At 63.5% G+C, this 19,968-nt stretch carries 20 protein-coding genes; 13 read left to right on the forward strand and 7 right to left on the reverse strand.

Going from position 1 to position 19,968, the window contains the following annotated elements; all coding sequences use genetic code 11:
- Positions 1–97 precede the first annotated feature (97 nt).
- Genes rfaD through waaC form a run of 3 tightly spaced genes read left to right on the forward strand, consistent with a single transcriptional unit; the run spans position 98 to position 2,999 of the window.
- Positions 98–1,048, forward strand: a complete 951-nt coding sequence (rfaD, locus tag NKJ80_RS10860) for an ADP-glyceromanno-heptose 6-epimerase (RefSeq protein WP_023683756.1) — start codon at positions 98–100, stop codon at positions 1,046–1,048.
- The gene (waaF, locus tag NKJ80_RS10865) at positions 1,021–2,028 is read left to right on the forward strand and encodes a lipopolysaccharide heptosyltransferase II (protein WP_352497558.1); all 1,008 of its coding nucleotides are present in this window, start codon (positions 1,021–1,023) and stop codon (positions 2,026–2,028) included. Before rfaD ends, waaF begins: the two co-directional genes overlap by 28 nt.
- Entirely contained in the window at positions 2,025–2,999 is a 975-nt protein-coding gene (gene waaC, locus NKJ80_RS10870) for a lipopolysaccharide heptosyltransferase I (protein WP_352497559.1), read from the forward strand. The genes waaF and waaC overlap by 4 nt, the downstream gene beginning before the upstream one ends.
- A 23-nt stretch (positions 3,000–3,022) precedes the next feature.
- Here waaC and greA read toward each other — a convergent pair whose 3' ends face one another.
- Together greA and NKJ80_RS10880 are read right to left on the reverse strand one after the other, a co-directional pair.
- A complete protein-coding gene (gene greA, locus NKJ80_RS10875) occupies positions 3,023–3,496 on the reverse strand; it encodes a transcription elongation factor GreA (RefSeq protein WP_023683753.1) in 474 nt (157 codons plus the stop codon).
- 288 nt (positions 3,497–3,784) lie between these two features.
- A complete protein-coding gene (locus tag NKJ80_RS10880) occupies positions 3,785–4,321 on the reverse strand; it encodes a tetratricopeptide repeat protein (protein WP_023695764.1) in 537 nt (178 codons plus the stop codon).
- A 229-nt stretch (positions 4,322–4,550) separates the two neighbouring features.
- On the opposite strand from NKJ80_RS10880, the gene NKJ80_RS10885 reads away from it, so the two are divergent.
- From NKJ80_RS10885 to NKJ80_RS10895, 3 genes are all read left to right on the forward strand, one after another.
- A complete protein-coding gene (locus tag NKJ80_RS10885; RefSeq protein WP_023683751.1) occupies positions 4,551–4,976 on the forward strand; it encodes a DUF3775 domain-containing protein in 426 nt (141 codons plus the stop codon).
- Between the two features lie 198 nt (positions 4,977–5,174).
- A complete protein-coding gene (locus tag NKJ80_RS10890) occupies positions 5,175–6,236 on the forward strand; it encodes an extensin-like domain-containing protein (RefSeq protein ID WP_023711170.1) in 1,062 nt (353 codons plus the stop codon).
- A gap of 132 nt (positions 6,237–6,368) precedes the next feature.
- Complete coding sequence (locus tag NKJ80_RS10895) at positions 6,369–7,160, forward strand: extensin-like domain-containing protein (protein WP_023701608.1); 792 nt, start codon at positions 6,369–6,371, stop codon at positions 7,158–7,160.
- A gap of 20 nt (positions 7,161–7,180) precedes the next feature.
- Here NKJ80_RS10895 and NKJ80_RS10900 read toward each other — a convergent pair whose 3' ends face one another.
- Positions 7,181–7,900: a gamma-glutamylcyclotransferase gene (locus NKJ80_RS10900; RefSeq protein WP_023705875.1), complete on the reverse strand. Its 720-nt coding sequence runs from the start codon at positions 7,898–7,900 to the stop codon at positions 7,181–7,183.
- Between the two features lie 112 nt (positions 7,901–8,012).
- Here NKJ80_RS10900 and NKJ80_RS10905 point away from each other — a divergent pair, with 112 nt between their 5' ends.
- A complete protein-coding gene (locus NKJ80_RS10905) occupies positions 8,013–8,720 on the forward strand; it encodes an LssY C-terminal domain-containing protein (protein ID WP_023711169.1) in 708 nt (235 codons plus the stop codon).
- A 70-nt stretch (positions 8,721–8,790) separates the two neighbouring features.
- Positions 8,791–10,101: a hemolysin family protein gene (locus NKJ80_RS10910; RefSeq protein WP_023683747.1), complete on the forward strand. Its 1,311-nt coding sequence runs from the start codon at positions 8,791–8,793 to the stop codon at positions 10,099–10,101.
- A gap of 28 nt (positions 10,102–10,129) precedes the next feature.
- On the opposite strand, the gene NKJ80_RS10915 is transcribed toward NKJ80_RS10910, so the two are convergent.
- Positions 10,130–11,008 carry a DMT family transporter gene (locus tag NKJ80_RS10915; protein WP_050588054.1) on the reverse strand — a complete coding sequence of 293 codons (879 nt, stop codon included), beginning with the start codon at positions 11,006–11,008 and terminating at the stop codon, positions 10,130–10,132.
- Between the two features lie 258 nt (positions 11,009–11,266).
- Between NKJ80_RS10915 and NKJ80_RS10920 the strand changes: the two genes are divergently transcribed.
- On the forward strand, positions 11,267–12,562 hold the full coding sequence (locus tag NKJ80_RS10920; RefSeq protein ID WP_023733329.1) for a glucoamylase family protein: 1,296 nt from the start codon (positions 11,267–11,269) through the stop codon (positions 12,560–12,562).
- 165 nt (positions 12,563–12,727) lie between these two features.
- Here the strand turns inward: NKJ80_RS10920 and NKJ80_RS10925 are convergent, their stop codons facing one another.
- Entirely contained in the window at positions 12,728–13,333 is a 606-nt protein-coding gene (locus NKJ80_RS10925; protein ID WP_023671992.1) for an NADPH-dependent FMN reductase, read from the reverse strand.
- 90 nt (positions 13,334–13,423) lie between these two features.
- Between NKJ80_RS10925 and NKJ80_RS10930 the strand changes: the two genes are divergently transcribed.
- Positions 13,424–13,792 (forward strand): winged helix-turn-helix transcriptional regulator, encoded by a 369-nt coding sequence (locus NKJ80_RS10930; RefSeq protein ID WP_023683744.1) that lies wholly within the window; start codon positions 13,424–13,426, stop codon positions 13,790–13,792.
- 500 nt (positions 13,793–14,292) lie between these two features.
- On the opposite strand, the gene NKJ80_RS10935 is transcribed toward NKJ80_RS10930, so the two are convergent.
- The gene (locus NKJ80_RS10935) at positions 14,293–14,688 is read right to left on the reverse strand and encodes an acyl-CoA thioesterase (RefSeq protein WP_023671995.1); all 396 of its coding nucleotides are present in this window, start codon (positions 14,686–14,688) and stop codon (positions 14,293–14,295) included.
- Between the two features lie 223 nt (positions 14,689–14,911).
- On the opposite strand from NKJ80_RS10935, the gene NKJ80_RS10940 reads away from it, so the two are divergent.
- Genes NKJ80_RS10940 through NKJ80_RS10950 form a run of 3 tightly spaced genes read left to right on the forward strand, consistent with a single transcriptional unit; the run spans position 14,912 to position 18,653 of the window.
- On the forward strand, positions 14,912–16,528 hold the full coding sequence (locus NKJ80_RS10940) for a GMC family oxidoreductase (RefSeq protein ID WP_023701603.1): 1,617 nt from the start codon (positions 14,912–14,914) through the stop codon (positions 16,526–16,528).
- Positions 16,525–17,739 carry a mandelate racemase/muconate lactonizing enzyme family protein gene (locus NKJ80_RS10945; RefSeq protein ID WP_023671997.1) on the forward strand — a complete coding sequence of 405 codons (1,215 nt, stop codon included), beginning with the start codon at positions 16,525–16,527 and terminating at the stop codon, positions 17,737–17,739. The genes NKJ80_RS10940 and NKJ80_RS10945 overlap by 4 nt, the downstream gene beginning before the upstream one ends.
- Complete coding sequence (locus NKJ80_RS10950) at positions 17,736–18,653, forward strand: NAD(P)-dependent oxidoreductase (protein WP_023683741.1); 918 nt, start codon at positions 17,736–17,738, stop codon at positions 18,651–18,653. The genes NKJ80_RS10945 and NKJ80_RS10950 overlap by 4 nt, the downstream gene beginning before the upstream one ends.
- 92 nt (positions 18,654–18,745) lie before the next feature.
- Here the strand turns inward: NKJ80_RS10950 and NKJ80_RS10955 are convergent, their stop codons facing one another.
- Positions 18,746–19,684 (reverse strand): diacylglycerol/lipid kinase family protein, encoded by a 939-nt coding sequence (locus tag NKJ80_RS10955; RefSeq protein WP_023683740.1) that lies wholly within the window; start codon positions 19,682–19,684, stop codon positions 18,746–18,748.
- Positions 19,685–19,968 lie beyond the last annotated feature (284 nt).

Below are 19,968 nucleotides of genomic sequence, written 5' to 3' on the forward strand. Positions count from 1 at the left end.
GCCGCTTCGCGGTCTCACTGTGGCGTCGTGGTGCTTCATCGACAGTACGCTTGGCCTCCCTTATAAGGACCGGAATCGCAAGCAACCAGAGGCCTTCATGATCATCGTCACGGGCGGGGCCGGCATGATCGGCTCCAACATCGTCGCCGCACTCAATGCCGAAGGCCATGATGACATCCTCGTCGTCGACGACCTCACCGACGGCCACAAGATCGCCAACCTGGCCGATTTGCAGATAGCCGACTATCTCGACAAGGACGAATTCTTGGCCACCTTGGAAGCCGGCGACCTAGGCCGCGTCGAGGCCGTCTTCCACCAGGGCGCCTGCTCGACCACCACGGAATGGAACGGCAAGTTCATGATGGACGTGAACTACGCCTTCTCAAAGCGCTTGCTGCATGGCTGTCTTTCGCTGCGCATACCGTTCCTCTATGCCTCCTCGGCTTCCGTCTACGGCGGCGGTTCGGAGTTTCGCGAGGATCCCGCACTTGAGCGGCCGCTCAACGTCTACGCCTATTCGAAGAAACTATTCGACGACTATGTCAGGCGCACCGTGTTCGACACCGATCATTCGCAGGTCGCGGGCCTGCGCTACTTCAACGTCTATGGCCCGCGCGAGGCGCACAAGGGCGCCATGGCCTCGGTCGCCTTCCATCTGTTCAATCAGGTCGGGCGCGGCGAAAACCCAAAGCTGTTCGGCGCCCATGACGGCTTCGGCCCCGGCGAACAAAGCCGCGACTTCATTCACGTCGGCGATGTCGCCGACGTCAATCTGTGGCTGTGGAAGCGCGGCTCGAGCGGCATCTTCAACTGCGGCACCGGCCGCGCCCAGCCGTTCCGCGCCATTGCCGAGACCGTGATCGATACGCTGGGCCAGGGCGAGATCGAGTTCATCGAATTCCCCGATCACCTCAAGGGCAGCTACCAGAGTTTTACCCAAGCTGATATGTCCCGCTTGCGCGCAGCCGGCTATAATGGGCAATTCCGCAGCGTGGAAACCGGCGTCAGAGACTATGTCGAATGGCTGAAAGCCCAACGATCCTCGTGATCGGCCCACGCTGGGTGGGCGATATGGTCATGGCGCAGTGCCTGTTTTCAGCGCTGAAGGACGTCCATCCCAACGCCGCCATCGACGTGCTGGCCCCGGCCTGGGCGGCCCCGCTGGTCAAGCGCATGCCCGAGATTCGCCAGCAGATCGATTTCCCGCTGCAACCGGGCGCGCTCGAATTCACCATTCGCCGCCGCTTCGGCCGCCTGCTGCGCGGCCGCTACGACATGGCCTACGTCCTGCCGGGCAGCTGGAAATCGGCGCTGATCCCGTTCTTTGCCCGCATCCCCCGCCGCTTCGGCAATCTCCGGGAAATGCGCTACGGCCTGCTGACCGACATCGTGCCGCTGCCCGATGCCGTCAAACGGCGCACCGCGCAGGCCTATTTTGGCCTCGCCCAAGGCGGACATTTCCGGCCGCCGCGGCTCACCGTCGACGCCGGCAATCAGAAAGATCTGCTCGCTCGCTTCGCAGTGCAGCCGGGAAAATTCGTCGCCATGATGCCCGGCGCCGAATTCGGTCCGGCCAAACGCTGGCCTAGCGAAAGCTATGCCGGCCTCGCCGGAGAGATGATGGCGAAAGGATTCAAGGTCGCGTTGTTCGGCTCGAGGAACGATCGCGACGTCACCGCCGAGATCGCAGCACTCGCGCCCGGTGTCGTCGATCTGGCAGGAAAGACACGGCTGGAGGACGCCATCGACCTGATCGCCGCGGCCAGGCTGGCGGTGTCCAACGACAGCGGGCTGATGCATGTCGCGGCCGCCGTCGGCACGCCGGTCGTTGCCGTCTACGGTTCGACCTCGCCGGAAAACACGCCGCCGTTGGCTGAACAGCGCGAACTGATCTGGTTGCATCTGTCCTGTTCGCCCTGCCACCGGAAGGTCTGTCCGCTCGGCCACCTCAACTGCCTGAAGACGCTGGACGTTGCCCGAGTGGCAGCGGCGGCGGACAGGTTGCTGGAACTCCCGGCCGCCGCATGAAGGTGTTGATCGTCAAGACCTCCTCGATGGGCGACGTCACCCACACCTTCCCCGCCGTCGAAGATGCACGCCGCAAGCGCCCCGATATCGCCTTCGACTGGTGCGTCGAAGAGGCCTTTGCCGGCATCGTCGCGCTGCATCCGGCGATAGCAAAGATCCATACCGTCGCCATCCGGCGCTGGCGCAAGCATCTGTTCAACGCCGGCACATGGCGGGAGGCGACAAGCTTGCGCCGCGCTCTGCAAGCAGGCGAGTACGACCTCGTCATCGATGCGCAGGGGCTGCTGAAATCGGCCCTGGTTGCGAAACAGGCAGCGGCACCAATCGCAGGTTTCGACCGCGCAAGCGCGCGGGAGCCCTCGGCAACGTTGTTTTACCAGCGCAAATACGCCGTGCCGCGCAACCTGCACGCCATCGAACGCACGCGCCGGCTGTTCGGGCTGGCGCTCGGCTACGAGCCCGATCTTTCGGCGCTCGCATCCGGGATTGTGCCGCCTCCCGGCGGCCTGGCCGGCATTGACGGCAAGACGGCCTTCCTGCTGCACGGCACCAGCCGCGAGGACAAGAAATGGCCCGCCGAAGACTGGATCGAAACGGCTCGCCTGCTGGTTGGTAGCGGAATGACGCCGGTCACCACCTGGTCGAACGAGCGTGAGAAGGCGGTGGCCAAGGCGATCTCGAAAGCCGTGCCGTCAACGATCGTGGTGCCGAGATCGCCGCTGGCAGACATTGCCGCGATCCTTGGCCGCTCGACGCTGGTTATCGGCGCCGACACCGGTCTGACCCACCTCGCCAGCGCCTTCGGCCTGCCGACGGTCGCGGTGTTCCTGGCGACCGAGCCGGGTTTGACCGGCCCGCGCGGGCAATATGCCTCAACGTTGCTGGCCGCAGCGGGGGAGCGCCTCATGCCGGCACAGGTGGTGCCGGAAGCAGAAAAGCTATTAGCCCTTAAGCTCCAAGCTTCGGCATAGGACCTTCCAGCAATTCTGAGGTGCTAGATAAATTGCACCTGGACGATCTCATAACCCCTGGCGCCGCCGGGGGCGTTGACCTCGATGGCGTCGCCGACTTCCTTGCCGATCAGCGCGCGCGCGATCGGCGAGGAGATCGAAATACGGCCCGATTTCACATCCGCTTCCTGGTCGCCGACAATCTGGTAGGTCTTCTTTTCCTCGGTGTCCTCGTCGACCAGCACCACCGTGGCGCCGAACTTGACCTTGTCGCCGCTAAGCTTGGTGACGTCGATCACCTCGGCCCGAGCAATATAGTCTTCCAGTTCGTTGACACGGCCCTCATTGAGGCTCTGCGCCTCTTTGGCGGCATGATATTCGGCATTTTCGGACAGGTCGCCATGCGAGCGCGCTTCGGAGATCGCCTCGATGATACGCGGCCGCTCTTGCTGCTGGCGCCAGCGCAGTTCTTCCTTCAATGACGCGAACCCCTCGCCTGTCATCGGGACCTTGTTCATGATGCCTGACCTTTCCTGCCGCCACCCCCGCATTTCGGGGAAAGCCTTGTCGATGGGTATAAAAAGAAAACGGGTCCGGCAGCCTCGGGCTAACGGAACCGTTTCACCGCAATTTTCCCCAATATAGCGATCCTCGCGCGTTTTTCACGCTGAAAAAGCAGGCTTTTTGAAAAATCATGAGCCGATTGTCCAATTGTCGTTACGGCACGTGCAGCGTGTTGCAGTGGCGACAACAAAAAACCGACTGCGATTGCTCGCAGCCGGCCCAGAGAAGCCGTTGGGGTGGGGTCAGCTTCTCATGAAATGGTAGATCTGTTCGGCCAGCATGCCGTATTCGCGGGAACCTTTGCCGGTCCGCTTCTCGATCTCGGCCAGCTGCTCCTGGGCGCCGGCCAGGTCGCCGATCTGCAGATGGGCCTCGCCGAGATATTCGCGCACCAGCGTGTAATCCGGGTTGATGCGCAGCGCTTCCTCGTAATAGCCGAGGCCGACGGTGACACGGCCGGAATGGCGATGCGAATAGCCGAGATAGTTGAGGATGCGCGGATCCTGCTTGTTGGCGGCAAGGCTGAGCACGGCAATCGCCTCATCATAACGCCCGGCCATGGCCAGGTCGTGACCAGCATCGTAGATGTTGTCGTCGTCCAGCATGCCGTACTTCGGCGCGACGCATTTCTGCTTTTTCTTGTCCCAGACCTGCCCCTTCTTGCACTGGGTGGTGGTCTCGGTACCACCGCCACCGCCGCCGGCCGCAAACACCGGAACCGCAAAGAACTGCAGCGCCACAAGCGCCGCAGCCGCCTGGATCAACACTCTTTTATGCATCGAAGCCTCCTTGAGGGATAATGACGATCTTGAGGGAAAATGACGATAATGAAAAGCTAACGCCGGGATGCAGACTTTTCATCCCGGAAACCCGCAGCCGCCGAAACTATTTGTGCGGCCGTGCCTAACCTGAATTCGGTCAAAGGCGGGAGCCAGGGATCAGAACATGACGTGACGCGCGCTGCAAATCCGCTATCATTCGGGAAATGATCAGCGGGGGTGCCCGAGAGTGCAACAGCGCCGTGAGCGGGAATGGGAGCTATCGATCGGCCCGGACACCGTGCGCCTGTTCATTCTCAAGGCAAAGGGACTGAGTGCTGCCGTCAACGAAGACTATGCCGACGGTGCCGAGCATGAGGTCGAGCTCGATGGTGAATCACATGCCAATCACCACCATGACGGTCTGGCGGAGGAAAGCGCGGAAGACCTCACCGAGGAAGAGCTGCGCGAGTTGATCAACGACCTCAACGTTGACGAAGCGGCCGAGTTGATCGCGCTGGCCTGGGTCGGCCGCGGCGACTATGACGCTGCGGAATGGTCCGATGCGGTTGCCGCCGCGCGCGACCGCGCCAACAAGCGCACGGCGAAATACCTGCTCGGCATGCCGCTTTTGGCCGACTGGCTGGAAGAAGGGCTGGAAGCGATTGGCGCGTAACGGCGTGGTTACCGTTCGTGATGGGCCGCAGGCAACCTCCGGGCGCTCGCGCCGTTGAGGACGATGGGGTCGCCTGTACTTTCCCGAACATGCAGGGTTGCACTGGTCATGGTCGTCACGGCTCTGCTGCTGACGCCCCTGCTGACGCAAGCCGACGCCAAACAGCGCAAGAAGCATTACACGCCGCTGTCACAGCGGTTGGAGCAGCTGTTTTCACCGCGGGTCGACTCGCATCCTAAGCCGCGCAGCAAGCACCGCCAGAAGCCCAGTCCAAAGCGGCACATCACGCCAAAGCAGGTGGAACAAAAGACCCCGGATAAAAAGCCCTCGCCCGCCGATGTTCCGGTGCAGCCCTCGCGCGTTGTCCCGCTGCCCGAGGCGCGTCCTTCAGAGGCGCCGAAGACCGGCGCGGCACCGATCGAAAAGCAAAAGGCCGAAGGTCCGAACACCCTTGGCGCGTCCGATCGATTCAACGAAGAAAAGTCCCGTTTTAAAAAGCAGGCGCGGCCCGGACCGTCAGCCCCGAAGCCGTCGACCGATAGGCAAAGCGAGCCCGAGCCGCCGGCCGCGGTGCCGATTCCGACACAAAAGCCAGACACTTCGGAACCTGAAGCTCAGCCGCCGGCCGTTGCCCCGCAACCACCTGAAAAACCCGATGCCGGCGACAAGAAGATGCTGCCCGATGCGCGCTCGGCCGATTTGCCCGATGCAAAAATGCCGGCGGCGGAAGTCGCCTGTCGCGAGCGGCTGACGGCCCTTGGTGTCGAATTCGAGGAGCATAAGGCGGAAAGCAATCCCGACATCGGCTGCTCGATCCCCTATCCCCTGGTGCTGAAGTCGCTCGGAAAATCCATCGCCATCGGACCCACGACCGAACTCAACTGCCCGATGGCCGAGGCGGCAGCCCGCTTTGCCGCCGAAATCATACAGCCGGCGGCGAAAGCCGAGTTCGGAGCCGACCTGAAATCGATCAACCAGGCATCGGCCTTTGTTTGCCGGCCGCGCAACGGCACGCGCCATCTGTCGGAACATGCCTTCGGCAACGCGCTCGATATTGCCAGCTTCACGTTGTCGGATGGCAGAAAGATCGAAGTCGGTCCAACGCCGCCCGAGAAGGACGGCAAATTCCTCAATGCGGTGCGCAAGGCCGCCTGCGGACCGTTCAAGACCGTGCTTGGACCGGGCGCGGACCCGGACCATTCCCTGCATTTCCATCTCGATCTCGAACCGCGCCGGAATGGTGGCACTTTCTGCCAGTAATGGCCCTCCAGTGATCGTCATGCCGGTGATGGTATGGCTGCCGCATTTCGGCCGCAGGCATGAACGGGAACGCTGAGTTTTCCTTTACCCTTGATCGTTAAAATCCCACCGATCAAGGACAGGATCCCGCCCATGGCCGCAATATTTCGCGCCGCGAAGGCAAAAAGCGCAGCGATACTGGCCACCGGTCTTGCGCTGGCCGCCGTTTCGGCTTGCAACACTGGCAGCGTGCTGTCGCTGCAGCCGGCCGTCGATGTCGGCTCGCAGACCGCGGCCGTGCCGCAATATGAAGGCATGCAGAAGCTCGTCCCGTCCAATCCCTATATGACTGCCGCCTATCCGCACATGGACGAGCCGATGTCGGAGTCGGAGCCGCAGCAGATGCCGGCCAGCGAAACCGATTGCCGTGGCGAACTGAAGCGCCTTCGCGTCGTCTACACCGATGTGCAGCCGATCCATGAGGGACAGTGCGGCATAGACTGGCCGGTCAAGGTCTCCGCCATCGGCGGCATCCAGATGAAGCCCGCCGCGACATTGACCTGCGACATGGCCGCAAGTTTCGCCGCCTGGACCAGCAACGAACTGGTTCCCTCCGCCCGCTGGCGCTATTTCTCGGGCGTCAAGACCATCCACCAGGGCTCAAGCTATTCCTGCCGCAACATCGCCGGCGAAGGTGTCCTGTCCGAGCACGGCAAGGGCAACGCCCTCGACGTCATGAGCATCGAGCTCAACAACGGCGACGACATCGACGTGCGCAAGCCCGGCCTGTTTGCCTTCCGCACCCGCGGCTTCCTCAACAATGTGCGTGCCGACGGCTGCCAGTATTTCACCACCGTGCTCGGTCCCGGCTACAATTACGATCACCGCAACCATTTCCATTTCGACATCAAGAACCGCAAAAGCGGCTACCGCGCCTGCCGCTAAGGCGTTTCACCGTTCAGAAATCAGTCGGGATTGGCGTTCCTGGTGGAAGCGATGATTTGCTGGGCCACCAGATCCTGGATGCGCCAAAGGTTCCTGTCGCGGATACCGCTCTCTTCCAACTTGCTGACGGTTCGGAACAGGTATTGAGCCGACGAGCCCCAATGCCCGGCAGCCCGCGCCAGCGTGTCGGCAACCTGCTCCAATGGCAGCCGGCCGGCATAGGCCCTGCCGTCTGGCGCGGCGACGAAAGCCAAGGCCCGCAACGGCCCATCCTTGGTCTTGACCTTGATCCAGCATGGCACGTTAGTCGGCGGATTGGCATCGATCTCGCGGCGCATCAACTGTCCAAGTTGCCCGACATGGTCTTCCGCGGGCAGCCGATAGACGATGCCGTTGCAGCTGCCGCCTCGATCGAGCGCCAGCATCAGCGCCGGCAAATCACGGGTTCCGCGCCAACGGGTCAGCGTCAGGCAGAACGAGCGGTGCCATCCTGGCGCCGTGGCCGGGCGCTGCTCGACATGGGCAAATTCGGGGTTCCAGATCAGCGACCCGTAGGCAAAGACCCATAGCGCTTCAGGCCGATGCTCCGACAGAAGTTGCTCGACAAGACTATCGAACTCCGCGTCTGTATGCTCGGTTGTTCCGGGCTCGGGACCCGGATCCGGTTCGACACGCTCGACCCTTGCGACAAGGTCCGCGGTCAATGCCATCGAGCTGCGACCCACCGGCTTCTTATCCATTCCTGCTCACCCCCCGCAAAAACGATGGCCGACGATAGAACGGCTGCTCGCCGCTGGCCATTGATTTCCAGGGTCCGTCAGGCACAGATACCGCACGGATCGAGCCGCTTTCATGAGCCGACGAAGCCTGCAACGACGCGCATTGACCTGGCTCGCCGCTCTTCTGGCGGTCTGGCTGGCCCTCGCCTATGTCGCTGCGCCGGAATTCTGGACGGTTCGCGACCGCGGCTTTCGTACGCAGACTTTCGAGATGGTGACACACACGCCGCAAGGCATTCCGGGCGACCCGATCAATATCGGCCTTGTCGGTACCGAAAAAGAGATGGTCCATGCCTTCGCCATGACCGGATGGGATACGGCCGATGGCGTGACGCTAAAGACCGCGATCGAAATCGGTGAGAGCGTGCTGTTCGACCATCCCTATCCTGACGCCCCGGTCAGCCGGCTGCTGTTCGAAGGCCGCGCCCAGGATCTCGCCTTCGAAAAGCCGGTCGGCGGGAGCGCCGACCGGCGCCATCATGTCCGCTTCTGGCGCAGCGATGCGACCGGCGACGACGGCCGAACGCTCTGGATGGGCTCGGCCAGCTTCGACCGCGGCGTTGGTCTCAGCCGCGATACCGGCGCCATCACCCACCATATCGCCCCTGACATCGACGCCGAGCGCGATCTCGTGATCCACGACCTGTCGGCGGCCGGCATGGTGACCTCGGCGAGCGACATCCCGGGCATCGGCGCCACCAGGACCGGACGCAACGGCGGCGGCGATCCCTATTTCACCGACGGCAAGGCTGTTGTCGGGGTGCTCAGGCAATTCCCCTGAACCACTGTCATTTTCCAAAAATCATCGCGGACTATTTTCCTGCGGCCCGCCGCAATGCTATTGAGCCCTGATGCTATACGTCGAAATCGCCACCGTGGTCGTCCTCATCTGTGTGAACGGCCTTCTGTCGATGTCCGAGCTCGCCATCGTGTCGTCGCGCCCGGCGCGGCTCAAGGCGATGATCGACCGCGGCGTCAATGGCGCCGGGCGTGCGCTGACGCTCGGCTCCAATCCCGGCAAATTCCTGTCGTCGGTGCAGATCGGCATCACTCTGGTCGGCGTGCTGTCGGGCGCCTTCTCCGGCGCCACGCTGGGCGACAGGCTTTCGGTGTACCTGGCCTCGACCGGCATGCGCGAAAACATCGCCGACCCGCTCGGCGTCGGGATCGTCGTCGCCATCATCACCTATTTCTCGCTGATCGTCGGCGAGCTGGTGCCCAAGCAGATCGCGCTGCGCGATCCCGAGCGCGTTGCCGCCCGCGCGGCGCCTGCAATGACCATCCTAGCCACCGTCTCCGCGCCGCTGGTGTTCCTGCTCGACATTTCCGGCCGCGCCATATTGTGGCTGCTTGGCCAGCGCGGCGAGAGCGAGGAGAAGGTCACCGACGAAGAGATCAAGATGCTGGTCGCCGAGGCCGAGCATCACGGCACCATCGAATCCGACGAGCGGCGCATGATCGCCGGCGTCATGCGGCTCGGCGATCGCGCCGTGCGCGCCGTGATGACGCCGCGCACCGAGGTCGACTGGATCAATTTGCAGTCCGATGAGGGCGCCATCCGCAAGCTCTTGATGGAGACCCAGCATTCGCGCCTCCCGGCCGGCGATGGCGGGGTCGACGTCATGGTTGGCGTTGTTCAGACGCGCGACGTGCTGGCCGCCCTGCTCGCCGGCCGCGCACTCGATCCGCGCAAGCATGTGCGCGCCGCCCCCATCGTCTACGACCAGGCCGACGCGCTGGATGTGCTGCAGAAGCTGAAGGAATCCGACGTGCCGATGGCGCTGGTGCATGACGAATACGGCCATTTCGAAGGGATCGTCACACCTGCCGACATTCTCGAGGCCATCACCGGCGTCTTCCGGGCCGATACCGACGCCGGCGACGAGGAAAACGCCGTCAAGCGCGAGGACGGCTCATGGCTGCTCGCGGGATACATGCAAGCCGACGAGATGGCTGACGTTCTCGGTATCGACCTGCCGGAAAATCGGGATTACGAGACCGTCGCCGGTTATGTGCTGTCGCACATGCACCATCTGCCGGCGACCGGCGAATGCGTCGACGCGCAAGGCTGGCGTTTCGAGGTCGTCGACCTCGACGGCCGCCGCATCGACAAGCTGATCGCCACCCGGCTGCCCAGCGGCCATCGCGAAGTGGTGCGTTGACGCTCTGCCGTCAAAGCGAATAGCGCGCTCAGACCGCGGCTTCGATCGGTTCGGCAAGCTTCGGATTGGAGCGCGAGGCGATCAGGCAACTGGCCACGATCAGGGCCGCTCCAGCCAGCGTGGTCCAGGTCGCCGCCTCGTCGAAGAACAGCCAGCCAAACACGATCGCCCAGATGAAGGCAGAATACTCCGTCGGGATCAGATATTGCGCTTCGGCCCGCGCGTAGGACCAGCTCATCAGGAACTGGCCGGAGAGCGACAGCGCCGTCACCCCGGCCAGCGGAAGCCAGAGATTGCCCGGCAGGGCAACCGCGAGCCAGGGAGCGGCGGGGAGAAGGACGGCGGCAACGCACAGGTTCTGGAACAGCATGATCTCGACTGGCTTGGCCACCAGCGCCTGCCGCCGCGAGAGGATCAGATTGTAGGCGTAGAACACCGTCGATGCGAGCACCGCCACCGTGCCAAGCAGGGCATCCCCGGTATAATTCCCTTGCCCGAACTGTCCGGCCATGATGATGACGACGCCGGCGATGCCCGCCAGCGACGCCCAGATCGCCTGGCGCTGTATGCGTTCGCCCAAAAGCAGCGCCGCCAGCAGGAGAGCGAACAGCGGCGCGACGAAACTAAGCCCGATCCCATCCGCCAGCGGCAATCTGGCAAGGCCCCAGAAGAACGACAGCAGAACGATGCCCACGACCACGGCGCGCAGCGCGTGTAGCCGCAGCACGGAAGGCGTGGGAAGGGAACGCGGCCCCGCCGCCCAGGCCGTGCCCGCGACCACGCTCGCAAGCATGCTTCGCCACAGCACCGTGTTGTAGACACCGACGGCGATCACCAGGATTTTCATCGCCGCATCCATGGCGGACAGAAGGAAGATCGCAAGTGCACAGACCAGCACCGGGGTCATGGGGGAAACGACGCCTGACGGGCTGGGTAACTTCACGGGGCATGCTCATGTGATGGATCGCAGCCGGATATATCAGGGGAGGACGGCCAGGCCAGATGGCAGGGCCGTGCATATGGCGGTCCAACCGATCTTCGCAGCCCCTCGATTTGAATTCGGTGCGTCGGCAGCGCCTTTCGCTATCGGCCCCAGCCTGCCCTCACCCATGATTGATCCGCTGGACGAATGGCAAAAGCAGCCAAAGCCTCTATATCGATTGTCATGGATGCATCGAACGAACACGCGCTAAACGACGAGCTTCTCCAAGATATCCAGCGCCTGTCCTTCGAGTATTTTCTCAACGAGGCCAACCCTGCCAACGGCCTAGTCGCCGACCGCAACACGCAGGCGTCGCCTGCCAGCATAGCCGCCGTCGGGCTCGCTTTGTCGTCCTATCCCGTCGGTGTCGAGCGCGGTTTCATGACGCGCGATGCCGCAATCGAGCGGACGCTCGCCACGCTTCGCTTCTTCTGGAACGCCCCGCACGGGCCGGAGCCCGATGCCACCGGCTACAAAGGTTTCTACTATCATTTCCTCGACATGAAGACCGGCCGCCGCGTCTGGAATTGCGAACTGTCCACGATCGATACCGCCCTTTTGCTTGCCGGTGTTCTGGCCGCCGGCGCTTATTTCGACGAGGACGATGAGCTCGAACTGGAAATCCGCCAGCTTGCCGATGCGCTCTACCGCCGTGCCGACTGGCGCTGGGCGCAGAACGGCGGCGCCACCGTCACCCATGGCTGGCGGCCTGGAAAAGGCTTTCTCCGCTACCGCTGGGAAGGATTTGACGAGGCGCTGATCCTGTACGTCCTGGGTCTCGGTTCGCCGACCCACTCGCTAACTCCCGAGAGCTACGCGGCCTGGCTGTCCACTTACAAATGGAAGACCATCTACGGCCGCGAGGTGGTCTATGCCGGCCCGCTTTTCATCCACCAGTTCTCGCATATCTGGATCGATTTTCGCGACATCCGCGATGCCTTCATGCGCGATCACGACCGGGACTATTTCGAAAACAGCCGCCAGGCGACGTATCTGCAGCGCGATTACGCAATCCGCAATCCGAGGGGGTTCGCGGGCTATGGCGAGAATTGCTGGGGCGTCACCGCCAGCGACGGCCCAGGTCCGATCGCGCGGCGAGCCGATGGACGCCGCTTCTTCGGTTATCTCGCCCGCGGCGCACCGTTTGGCCCCGATGACGGCACGCTGTCGCCATGGGCGGCAATCGCCTCCTTGCCTTTTGCGCCGGAAATCGTGCTGCCGGCGCTGCGCCATTTCCACGAGATGGACCTGCGCGACGGCAACCCTTACGGCTTCACCGCGAGCTTCAACCCGACGATCGCTGCCGACGACGGCCGCGCCTGCGGTTGGGTATCGCCGGACCATGTCGGCATCAACCAGGGGCCGATCGCCCTGATGATCGAGAACTACCGGTCCGACTTCCTGTGGCGATTGATGCGCCGCGTGCCGGCCATCACCACAGGACTGCGCCGGGCCGGGTTTTCCGGCGGTTGGCTGTGACAGGCGGCGATCCTTCGCGCGGGATCGTCAAGGCATCAGCGCGACCTTGCCGGTCCGACTCCACCATCCGGCCAAGGGAGCCGAGAGCGCCTCTTCACGTGAATGAAAAAGGGCGGCGCAAACGCCGCCCTTTGGAAAAATCATCGGTCCTTGGGAGGATAAGGCTCAGGCCGCCTGGGCTTCGCCGGCAATCGCGTCGGCCTGACGCGCTGCCTTGAGCACGCGGGCCCACCAGGCAACGTCGTTGACCAGCGCCGTGGCAGCCTGGTTCAGATGCTCGATCTCCTCGAGCTTCTTCTCGCCCTGGCGCACCGCCAGGAAATCGCTCCAGGCAATGTGAACGGCGGATTTGACCGGCGCCATCTGCAATTCGACCGCGGCAAGACGCAAATGTTCGACAGCGCGCGAGCCGCCGACGCTGCCATAGCCGACGAAACCGGCCGGCTTCTTGTTCCATTCATTGGCGGCGTAATCGATGGCGTTCTTCAGCACGGCCGTCGGGCCATGATTGTATTCGGCGGCGGTGAAGATGAAGCCGTCGAATTCGGCGACCTTCTTTTGCCAGCGCTGGGCAACTTCGTTCTGCGACGGCGCCCAGGCGGACGAGGCGACCTCGTCGAAGAAGGGCAGCGGCCAGTCGCGCAGGTCGACGGTCTCGACGTCGATGTCGGCATGAGATTTCGCGATCTTGGCGATCCACTGGGCGGGCACATCGGCGAAACGCGCGGCGCGTGTCGAACCGACGACGATGGCGATTTTGGGCTTGGACATGGGGCTCTCCATATATGCAAAAAGCTGGTATCGTTTGGATACCGGCGCTATATGAGATACTGACAAATGGCAGCGCAAGGAGGCACCGTTATGTTACTGAGGCACCCGCACAACACCGAAGACTGCCGCGCCGTCTCGGAAATCCTGCAGCGCGTCGGCGACAAATGGACCGTTCTGGTCGTCGGCAAGCTGGGCGGCGGACCGCTGCGTTTCAATGAGTTGCGCGCCGCTGTCGGCGGCATTTCGCAGAAGATGCTGACCACCACCTTGCGCGGTCTTGAGCGCGACGGCTTCGTCACCCGAACCGTGTTCCCGACCATCCCGCCACGCGTCGACTATGAGCTGACGGAGCTCGGCCATGAGCTGCTGGTGCCGGTCGGCGCGCTCGGCGAATGGGCGCGGAAGAACACCTCGCGGGTCCAGGCGGCGCGTGAAAGATTCGATGGCGTGCACGCCTGAAAACCGTTGCCCAGCAATAGTTTACGGATTTTGCCGTCGACGACGCGTACCCGGGTTTAACTGGATCCGCCCTGGCATCGTTGGTCGCGCCATCGCGACATAGCTGCAGCGTTTCGTTCGCCGGCGCATGATCATTTTGAGGCTGACGAGGTCTTCCGCTGACGGGCCCTCAGGCCTTTGACGCAGGGTTGCTGCAACACACTGCGCCGCACGTCTCTACCCTTGCAGACCGCTGGGCAGTCCGCTCGTTGCCAACGGTCCGGTCGTGCGTGCAGGCAACGCTTGGAAGCTCTTTCCTGATCTCGGTATAAGCGGTCGTGCCAAGCAGGCAGATCACCGCGACGAGGGCCGCCACGAGCCAGCCGTTCAGCATGTGTTGACGCATTGTCTTCCCTCCGCCGCCCGCAGAATCGGATGTGAAGGCAACCATTGGATGTCGCGCAGCGCATCGCCCGCGCGGGGGATGTTACATAAGCGCAAGCTTGGCAGAATCGACGATGTCAACTTTCGGTTGGAATCGGCTTCGGCTTGCCGTCGCTATCCAGCGCCACCATGACGAAATCGGCGTGGGTGACCTTCTCCATCAGGTCGGAGAGGTAGCGTTGCGCCCAGGCCTCGACCTTGAGCGTCATGGAGGTGCGGCCGACGCGCTCGACATGGGTGTAGATGCACAGCGTGTCGCCGATCTTCATCGCCTTGGCGAAGGACATTTCCTTGACCGCCGCCGTCACCACGCGGCCCTTGGCCCGCTCGGCCGCACGGATGCCGCAGGCAAGATCCATCTGCGCCATCACCCAGCCGCCAAAGATGTCGCCGGCCGCATTTGCATCGGCCGGCATGGCGAGCGTACGCAAGGTCAGATCGCCGATCGGCCGTCCGTCCGCGTAATGCACCATCCGAGATTCCCCTAAAGCGATAGCCCTTGATCCCGTAGCGTCACGGGCCCAAGAGGTCAACGCGACGGGCGAGGCTCCCGGCGCAATGTCGGTTCCATGGTGGCTTTTCCGACCAGGCGTCTCACGGTCGCTTTTTTCACAAGCCATGCCGGAAGCCGCAGGGGCGCGGCCAAGCCGTCGCGGATAGGCTGCGCTCAGTTTTGCGGAGCCGCCAACACCAATCATGCAGACTTATGACTTCATCATCGTCGGCTCCGGCTCGGCCGGCTCGGTTCTGGCCGACAGGCTGTCGATTTCGGGCCGCTTCTCCGTGCTGGTGCTGGAGGCCGGCGGCAGCGACCGCCGCTTTTATGTCCAGATGCCGCTCGGCTACGGCAAGACCTTCTTCGATCCGGCGGTCAACTGGAACTACAAGCCCGAGCCGGACCCCGGCCTTGCCGGCAATGTCGACCATTGGCCGCGCGGCAAGCTGCTTGGCGGCTCCAGCTCGATCAACGCCATGGTCTGGATCCGTGGCGCGCGCGAGGACTTTGACGACTGGCGCGATGCCGGAAATCCCGGTTGGGGCTATGACGATCTGTTGCCGGGCTTCAAGGCGCTTGAGGACAATGAGGCCGGCGCCGACAGATGGCGCGGCACCGGCGGGCCGCTGCATATCACCGACACGACGAACGCCGTCCATCCGCTGACCAGGCGCTACCTCGCAGCCGGCCAGCAGGCTGGGCTGCCGCTCAACCCTGACTTCAACGGCGCCGCCCAGGAAGGCGTCGGCGTCTACCAGATCTCGACCAGGAATGGCCGCCGCATGTCGGCCGCGCGCGCCTTCCTGCGCCCGGCGATGAAGCGCGCGAATGTGCGCGTCGAAGCCAATGCGCTGGCGACCAGAATCCTGTTCGAGGGCAAGCGAGCCGTCGGCATCGAATATCTGCAGAACGGCGAGACCAAGACGGCGCGGGCCGGCCGCGAGGTGATCCTGTCCGCCGGTTCGATCAACTCGCCGCAGCTGCTGCAACTGTCCGGCGTCGGCCCCTCGTCACTGCTCAAGGGGCTTGGCATCCCGGTCGTCCACGGCAACGAAAATGTCGGCGCGCATCTGCAGGACCATGTCGGCATCAACTATACCTTCAAGGGAAACGTGCCGACGCTCAACCAAATCCTGCGGCCCTGGTGGGGCAAGCTGCTGGTCGGCATGCGGTACATCCTCACCCGCTCCGGCCCGCTGTCGCTGTCGATGAACCATGGCGGCGGCTTCTTCCGAACCGACCTGGCGTTTTCGCGCCCCAACATGCAGCTTTATTTCCAGGCTTTCTCGACCGTCATTCCGAAGAGCGGCGAGCGGCCGATCCTGACGCCGGATCCGTGGCCGGGCTTTTCCATCGGCCTCTCCAACTGCCGCCCGTCCAGCCGCGGCGAGATCATGATCCGCTCCAGCAATCCGCTGGACTATCCCAGGATCGTCGCCAACGCCTATTCCACCAACGCCGATGTCGACGAGATGCTGGCGGCGGTGAAATTCGTGCGCAAGATAGCCTCGATGCCCGCCATGGCCGAGATCATCACTGAGGAGGTTTTGCCGGGCCCATCGATCCAATCGGATGCCGATCTGATCCAGGATTTCAGGAAGCGCTCAGGCACCGTCTATCACCCGGTCTCGACGTGCCGCATGGGGCCGGGCGCCGGGGCCGCCGTCGTCGACCCGCGCCTGAAAGTGCACGGGCTCGCAGGTCTGCGTGTCATCGACGCCTCGATCTTTCCCGCCAACATCACCGGCAACACCAACGCCGCCTCGGTCATGACCGGATGGAAGGGCGCCGAACTGGTTCTGGAGGACCAAAAATGAAGATCACCGACGTCAAGACCTGGGTAGTCGGCAACCCGCCGCCCGGCATCGGCGGCAAGTATTTCATCTTCGTCAAGCTGACCACCGATGGCGGCGTCGTCGGTTACGGCGAGGCCTACAACGCCACCTTCTCGGCTCACATAACAGCGAAGCTGGTCGAGGACATGGCCGAGCGTTACCTGATCGGCCACGATCCGCATGACATCGAGACCTTCTTCCGCCGCGCCTATTCCTCAGGATTTACCCAGCGCCCCGACGTTACCGGCATGGGCTGTTTCTCGGCGCTGGAAATGGCCTGCTGGGACATTGTCGGCAAGGAAGCCGACAAGCCGGTCTACAAACTGCTCGGCGGCCAGGTGCACGAGACGCTGCGCTCCTACACCTATCTCTATCCGCACACCGGCAGCGTCCATTCGGAGGACGCGCCGGACGGCCGGAACGTCTACAATGACCCCGAATTGGCGGCCGCCTGCGCGCTCGAATATGTCGAGCAGGGGTTCAACGCCGTCAAGCTCGACCCGGCAGGCCCCTACACCGCCTTCGACGGCCACCAGCCGCGCCTGATCGACATCGATGTCTCCACCCGCATGGTCAAGGCGATCCGCGAAGCCGTCGGCACCCGCGCCGATATTCTGTTCGGCACGCATGGCCAGTTCACCGCATCGGGTGCGCTGCGCATGGCACGCGCCATCGAGCCCTACGATCCCTTGTGGTTCGAAGAGCCGGTGCCGCCCGACATGCCCGAAGTGATGGCTCAGGTGGCGCGAGGCACGTCGATCCCGATCGCCACCGGCGAGCGGTTGACGACCAAGTTCGAATTCGCCCGAATCATCGAGAACCGCGCCGCCACCATCCTGCAACCGGACCTTGGCCGTTCCGGCGGCATTCTCGAAACCAAGAAGATCGCCGCCATGGCCGAGGCATACCACATCCAGATCGCGCCGCACTGCTATTGTGGGCCGATCGTTGGGGCCGCCAACATCCAGCTGGCGGTGACGCTGCCCAATTTCCTCATCCTGGAATCGCTGAAGCAGTGGGACGGCTTCCACGCGACACTGCTCAAGAAGAAGATCGAATGGCAGGACGGCAATGTCATTCCATCGAAGGAGCCGGGCCTCGGCGTCGAGCTGGACGAAGCGGTCTGCGACGCGCATCCCTACACCGGCAAGGACCTGCATTTGCAGATGATGCAAACGCCGCTGATGCCGTGAGCGAACGCTACGCCTTCATCGGCCTTGGCCATCTCGGCGGCAACCTTGCCGCCAGCCTGTTGCGCAACGGTTTTGTCGTCATCGTCTTCGACCGCGACCCCGCCGCCGTCGAGCGCCTCGTGGCGCTCGGCGCCACGGCCGCGACCAGCCCGGCCGAAGCGGCGGCACAGGCCGGCAATGCCATTACTTGCCTGCCCTCGCCCAAGGTCAGCGAAGCGGTGCTGGCTAATGCCGGCGGCCTGCTCGAGGGTCTGCCCAGGGGCGGCTCCTGGATCGAGATGTCGACCAACGGCCGCGACGAGATCCTGCGCCTCGCCGCCCTCGCCGCGGCCAAAGGCATCGAGACGCTGGAGTGCCCGGTCACCGGCGGCGTGCATCTGGCCGCGGTCGGAAAGATCACCGCGCTTGTCGGCGGCGATGCTGCGCTTTACGAGCGCCATCGTCCGGCCATCGAAGCGATGTGCGCAAAGTCGTTCCTGATGGGTCCGGTCGGCTCCGCGGCGGTGATCAAGGTGATCACCAACATGCTGGCCTTCATCCATCTCGTCGCCGCCGGCGAGGCGCTGATGTTGGCCAAGCAAGGCGGCCTCGACCTCGCGCAATCCTACCACGCCATCGTCGCCTCCTCCGGCAACAGCTTCGTCCATGAGACCGAAAGCCAGCTCATCCTCAACGGCTCCTACGACATTGGCTTCACCATGGACCTGGCACTGAAGGACCTCGGCTTTGCGCTTGCGATGGGCAGAGAGTTCAGACTGCCACTCCAACTGGCGCCGCTTGTGAGTGAGATTTTCCTGATGGGCAAACAGGAATATGGCGGCGGCGCCTGGTCGACCCAGATCGTCAAACTGCTCGAGGATGCCGTCGACATGGATCTGCGCGCGCCCGGTTTCCCAGCCAAGCTGGAAAGCTAAGCCGGGTAAATATGTCCTGCGATTTCAGGCCTTTGGCCGGTTCGCCGGAATCGCCGCTCAAACCACCTGAATCAATCCCTCAACGCCTTGATTCAATATCTCAGCGTCAGCGCTCCGGGCAGGATCTCAAACGTCGCGGGTATACGCCCCGGCGACTCGCCATCTATGTCGACCAGCGCGCCGTTCTTCTCGACATCGCCGATAGGTTCGACCACCACTTTCCGGCCACGCAATATGGTGATGGCCGGATGGTTGCGGTGCCGGCCGCCATAGAGCAGCCGAATATCCCAGATCAGCTTCAGCTTGCCGGCCGCGCGCAGGATGACGATGTCGAACTGGCCGTCGGCGAGTTCGGCGTCCGGGGCGATCATCATGCCGCCGCCGAAGAACTTTCCGTTGGCGACCGCCACCAGCGCCATGCGCGCCTCGACCGGGGTGCCATCGTCGACGGTGATCCTGACGTCCTGGAAGCGGTAGCGGATGAACTCGACCACGGTGCGCCAGAAAAACAGCGCCTTGGCCGACATCCTGCCCTTGCGCTTGTCGGCATTGACCGCACGGTCCGTGGCGCCGGATAGGCCGAGGCTGGCGATATTGATGAAGTGCCGGCTGGCCAGCGCGCCATGGTCGTCGATGTAGCAGATGCGCCCTGCATCGACCTTGCGCGCCTTGGCTTCGGCGATCCGCTTCAGCACCGCATCCACCTCTTTCGGCAGCCCGAGCCCGCGCGCGAAATCGATGCCGGTGCCGCAAGGCAGCAAGGCAAGTTCGGTTGTCCGGCCGCTCTCATCGAAAGCCTGCAGCAATCCGTCGGCCACTTCGCTGGCGGTGCCGTCGCCGCCGGCCGCGATCACCAGCTCGAAGCCGCTTGCCGCGAGGTCGAGCGCCAGCCTTTCGGCGTCGCCCTCGGCCTGCGTCTCGCGCAGCTCGAATTCGCCGAAATGCTTTTTCAGCGAAGCAGCCACCTCCGGCCAATGCCGTTTCAGCCGGCCGCCGCCGGCAATCGGATTGAGCACCACCCCGACTTTCAATGCGCACCCTCCCCGCACCGAGCCGATAGGCTCGATGCTTTGCCTGCATTGAAGCCCGCGCCAGCCGGCGGAGCAAGGGGCACAGCCGATCAGGCGCCAAAAAGCGGGCGGGCTGTCTAATGCAGCTGGAGTCGAAATTCCGAGCTTTGTGGCAAACCGTCCCCGATAATCCCGTTATCCACAGGCTCACGCCCATTCCCCAAAACCCTTACCCGGCGTAAGTTTAACTCATCTCAGGCGGCTACCGATCGCCACGCCGAAAGGCAAAGCGAAAAGGCGGATTT

Source organism: Mesorhizobium sp. M0030, from assembly GCF_040323695.1.
GTDB lineage: Bacteria > Pseudomonadota > Alphaproteobacteria > Rhizobiales > Rhizobiaceae > Mesorhizobium.

What these genes read in the sequence shown, in the direction of transcription:
- NKJ80_RS10895 (WP_023701608.1), top strand. Translation starts at nt 6,369, where the DNA reads ATGGCCGCAATATTTCGCGCCGCGAAGGCAAAAAGCGCAGCGATACTG.
- waaC (WP_352497559.1), top strand. Translation starts at nt 2,025, where the DNA reads ATGAAGGTGTTGATCGTCAAGACCTCCTCGATGGGCGACGTCACCCAC.
- NKJ80_RS10920 (WP_023733329.1), top strand. Translation starts at nt 11,267, where the DNA reads ATGGATGCATCGAACGAACACGCGCTAAACGACGAGCTTCTCCAAGAT.
- NKJ80_RS10915 (WP_050588054.1), bottom strand. Translation starts at nt 11,008, where the DNA reads ATGACCCCGGTGCTGGTCTGTGCACTTGCGATCTTCCTTCTGTCCGCC.
- NKJ80_RS10940 (WP_023701603.1), top strand. Translation starts at nt 14,912, where the DNA reads ATGCAGACTTATGACTTCATCATCGTCGGCTCCGGCTCGGCCGGCTCG.
- NKJ80_RS10900 (WP_023705875.1), bottom strand. Translation starts at nt 7,900, where the DNA reads ATGGATAAGAAGCCGGTGGGTCGCAGCTCGATGGCATTGACCGCGGAC.
- waaF (WP_352497558.1), top strand. Translation starts at nt 1,021, where the DNA reads ATGGCTGAAAGCCCAACGATCCTCGTGATCGGCCCACGCTGGGTGGGC.
- NKJ80_RS10880 (WP_023695764.1), bottom strand. Translation starts at nt 4,321, where the DNA reads ATGCATAAAAGAGTGTTGATCCAGGCGGCTGCGGCGCTTGTGGCGCTG.
- NKJ80_RS10910 (WP_023683747.1), top strand. Translation starts at nt 8,791, where the DNA reads ATGCTATACGTCGAAATCGCCACCGTGGTCGTCCTCATCTGTGTGAAC.
- rfaD (WP_023683756.1), top strand. Translation starts at nt 98, where the DNA reads ATGATCATCGTCACGGGCGGGGCCGGCATGATCGGCTCCAACATCGTC.
- NKJ80_RS10930 (WP_023683744.1), top strand. Translation starts at nt 13,424, where the DNA reads ATGTTACTGAGGCACCCGCACAACACCGAAGACTGCCGCGCCGTCTCG.
- NKJ80_RS10935 (WP_023671995.1), bottom strand. Translation starts at nt 14,688, where the DNA reads ATGGTGCATTACGCGGACGGACGGCCGATCGGCGATCTGACCTTGCGT.
- greA (WP_023683753.1), bottom strand. Translation starts at nt 3,496, where the DNA reads ATGAACAAGGTCCCGATGACAGGCGAGGGGTTCGCGTCATTGAAGGAA.
- NKJ80_RS10925 (WP_023671992.1), bottom strand. Translation starts at nt 13,333, where the DNA reads ATGTCCAAGCCCAAAATCGCCATCGTCGTCGGTTCGACACGCGCCGCG.
- NKJ80_RS10905 (WP_023711169.1), top strand. Translation starts at nt 8,013, where the DNA reads ATGAGCCGACGAAGCCTGCAACGACGCGCATTGACCTGGCTCGCCGCT.
- NKJ80_RS10945 (WP_023671997.1), top strand. Translation starts at nt 16,525, where the DNA reads ATGAAGATCACCGACGTCAAGACCTGGGTAGTCGGCAACCCGCCGCCC.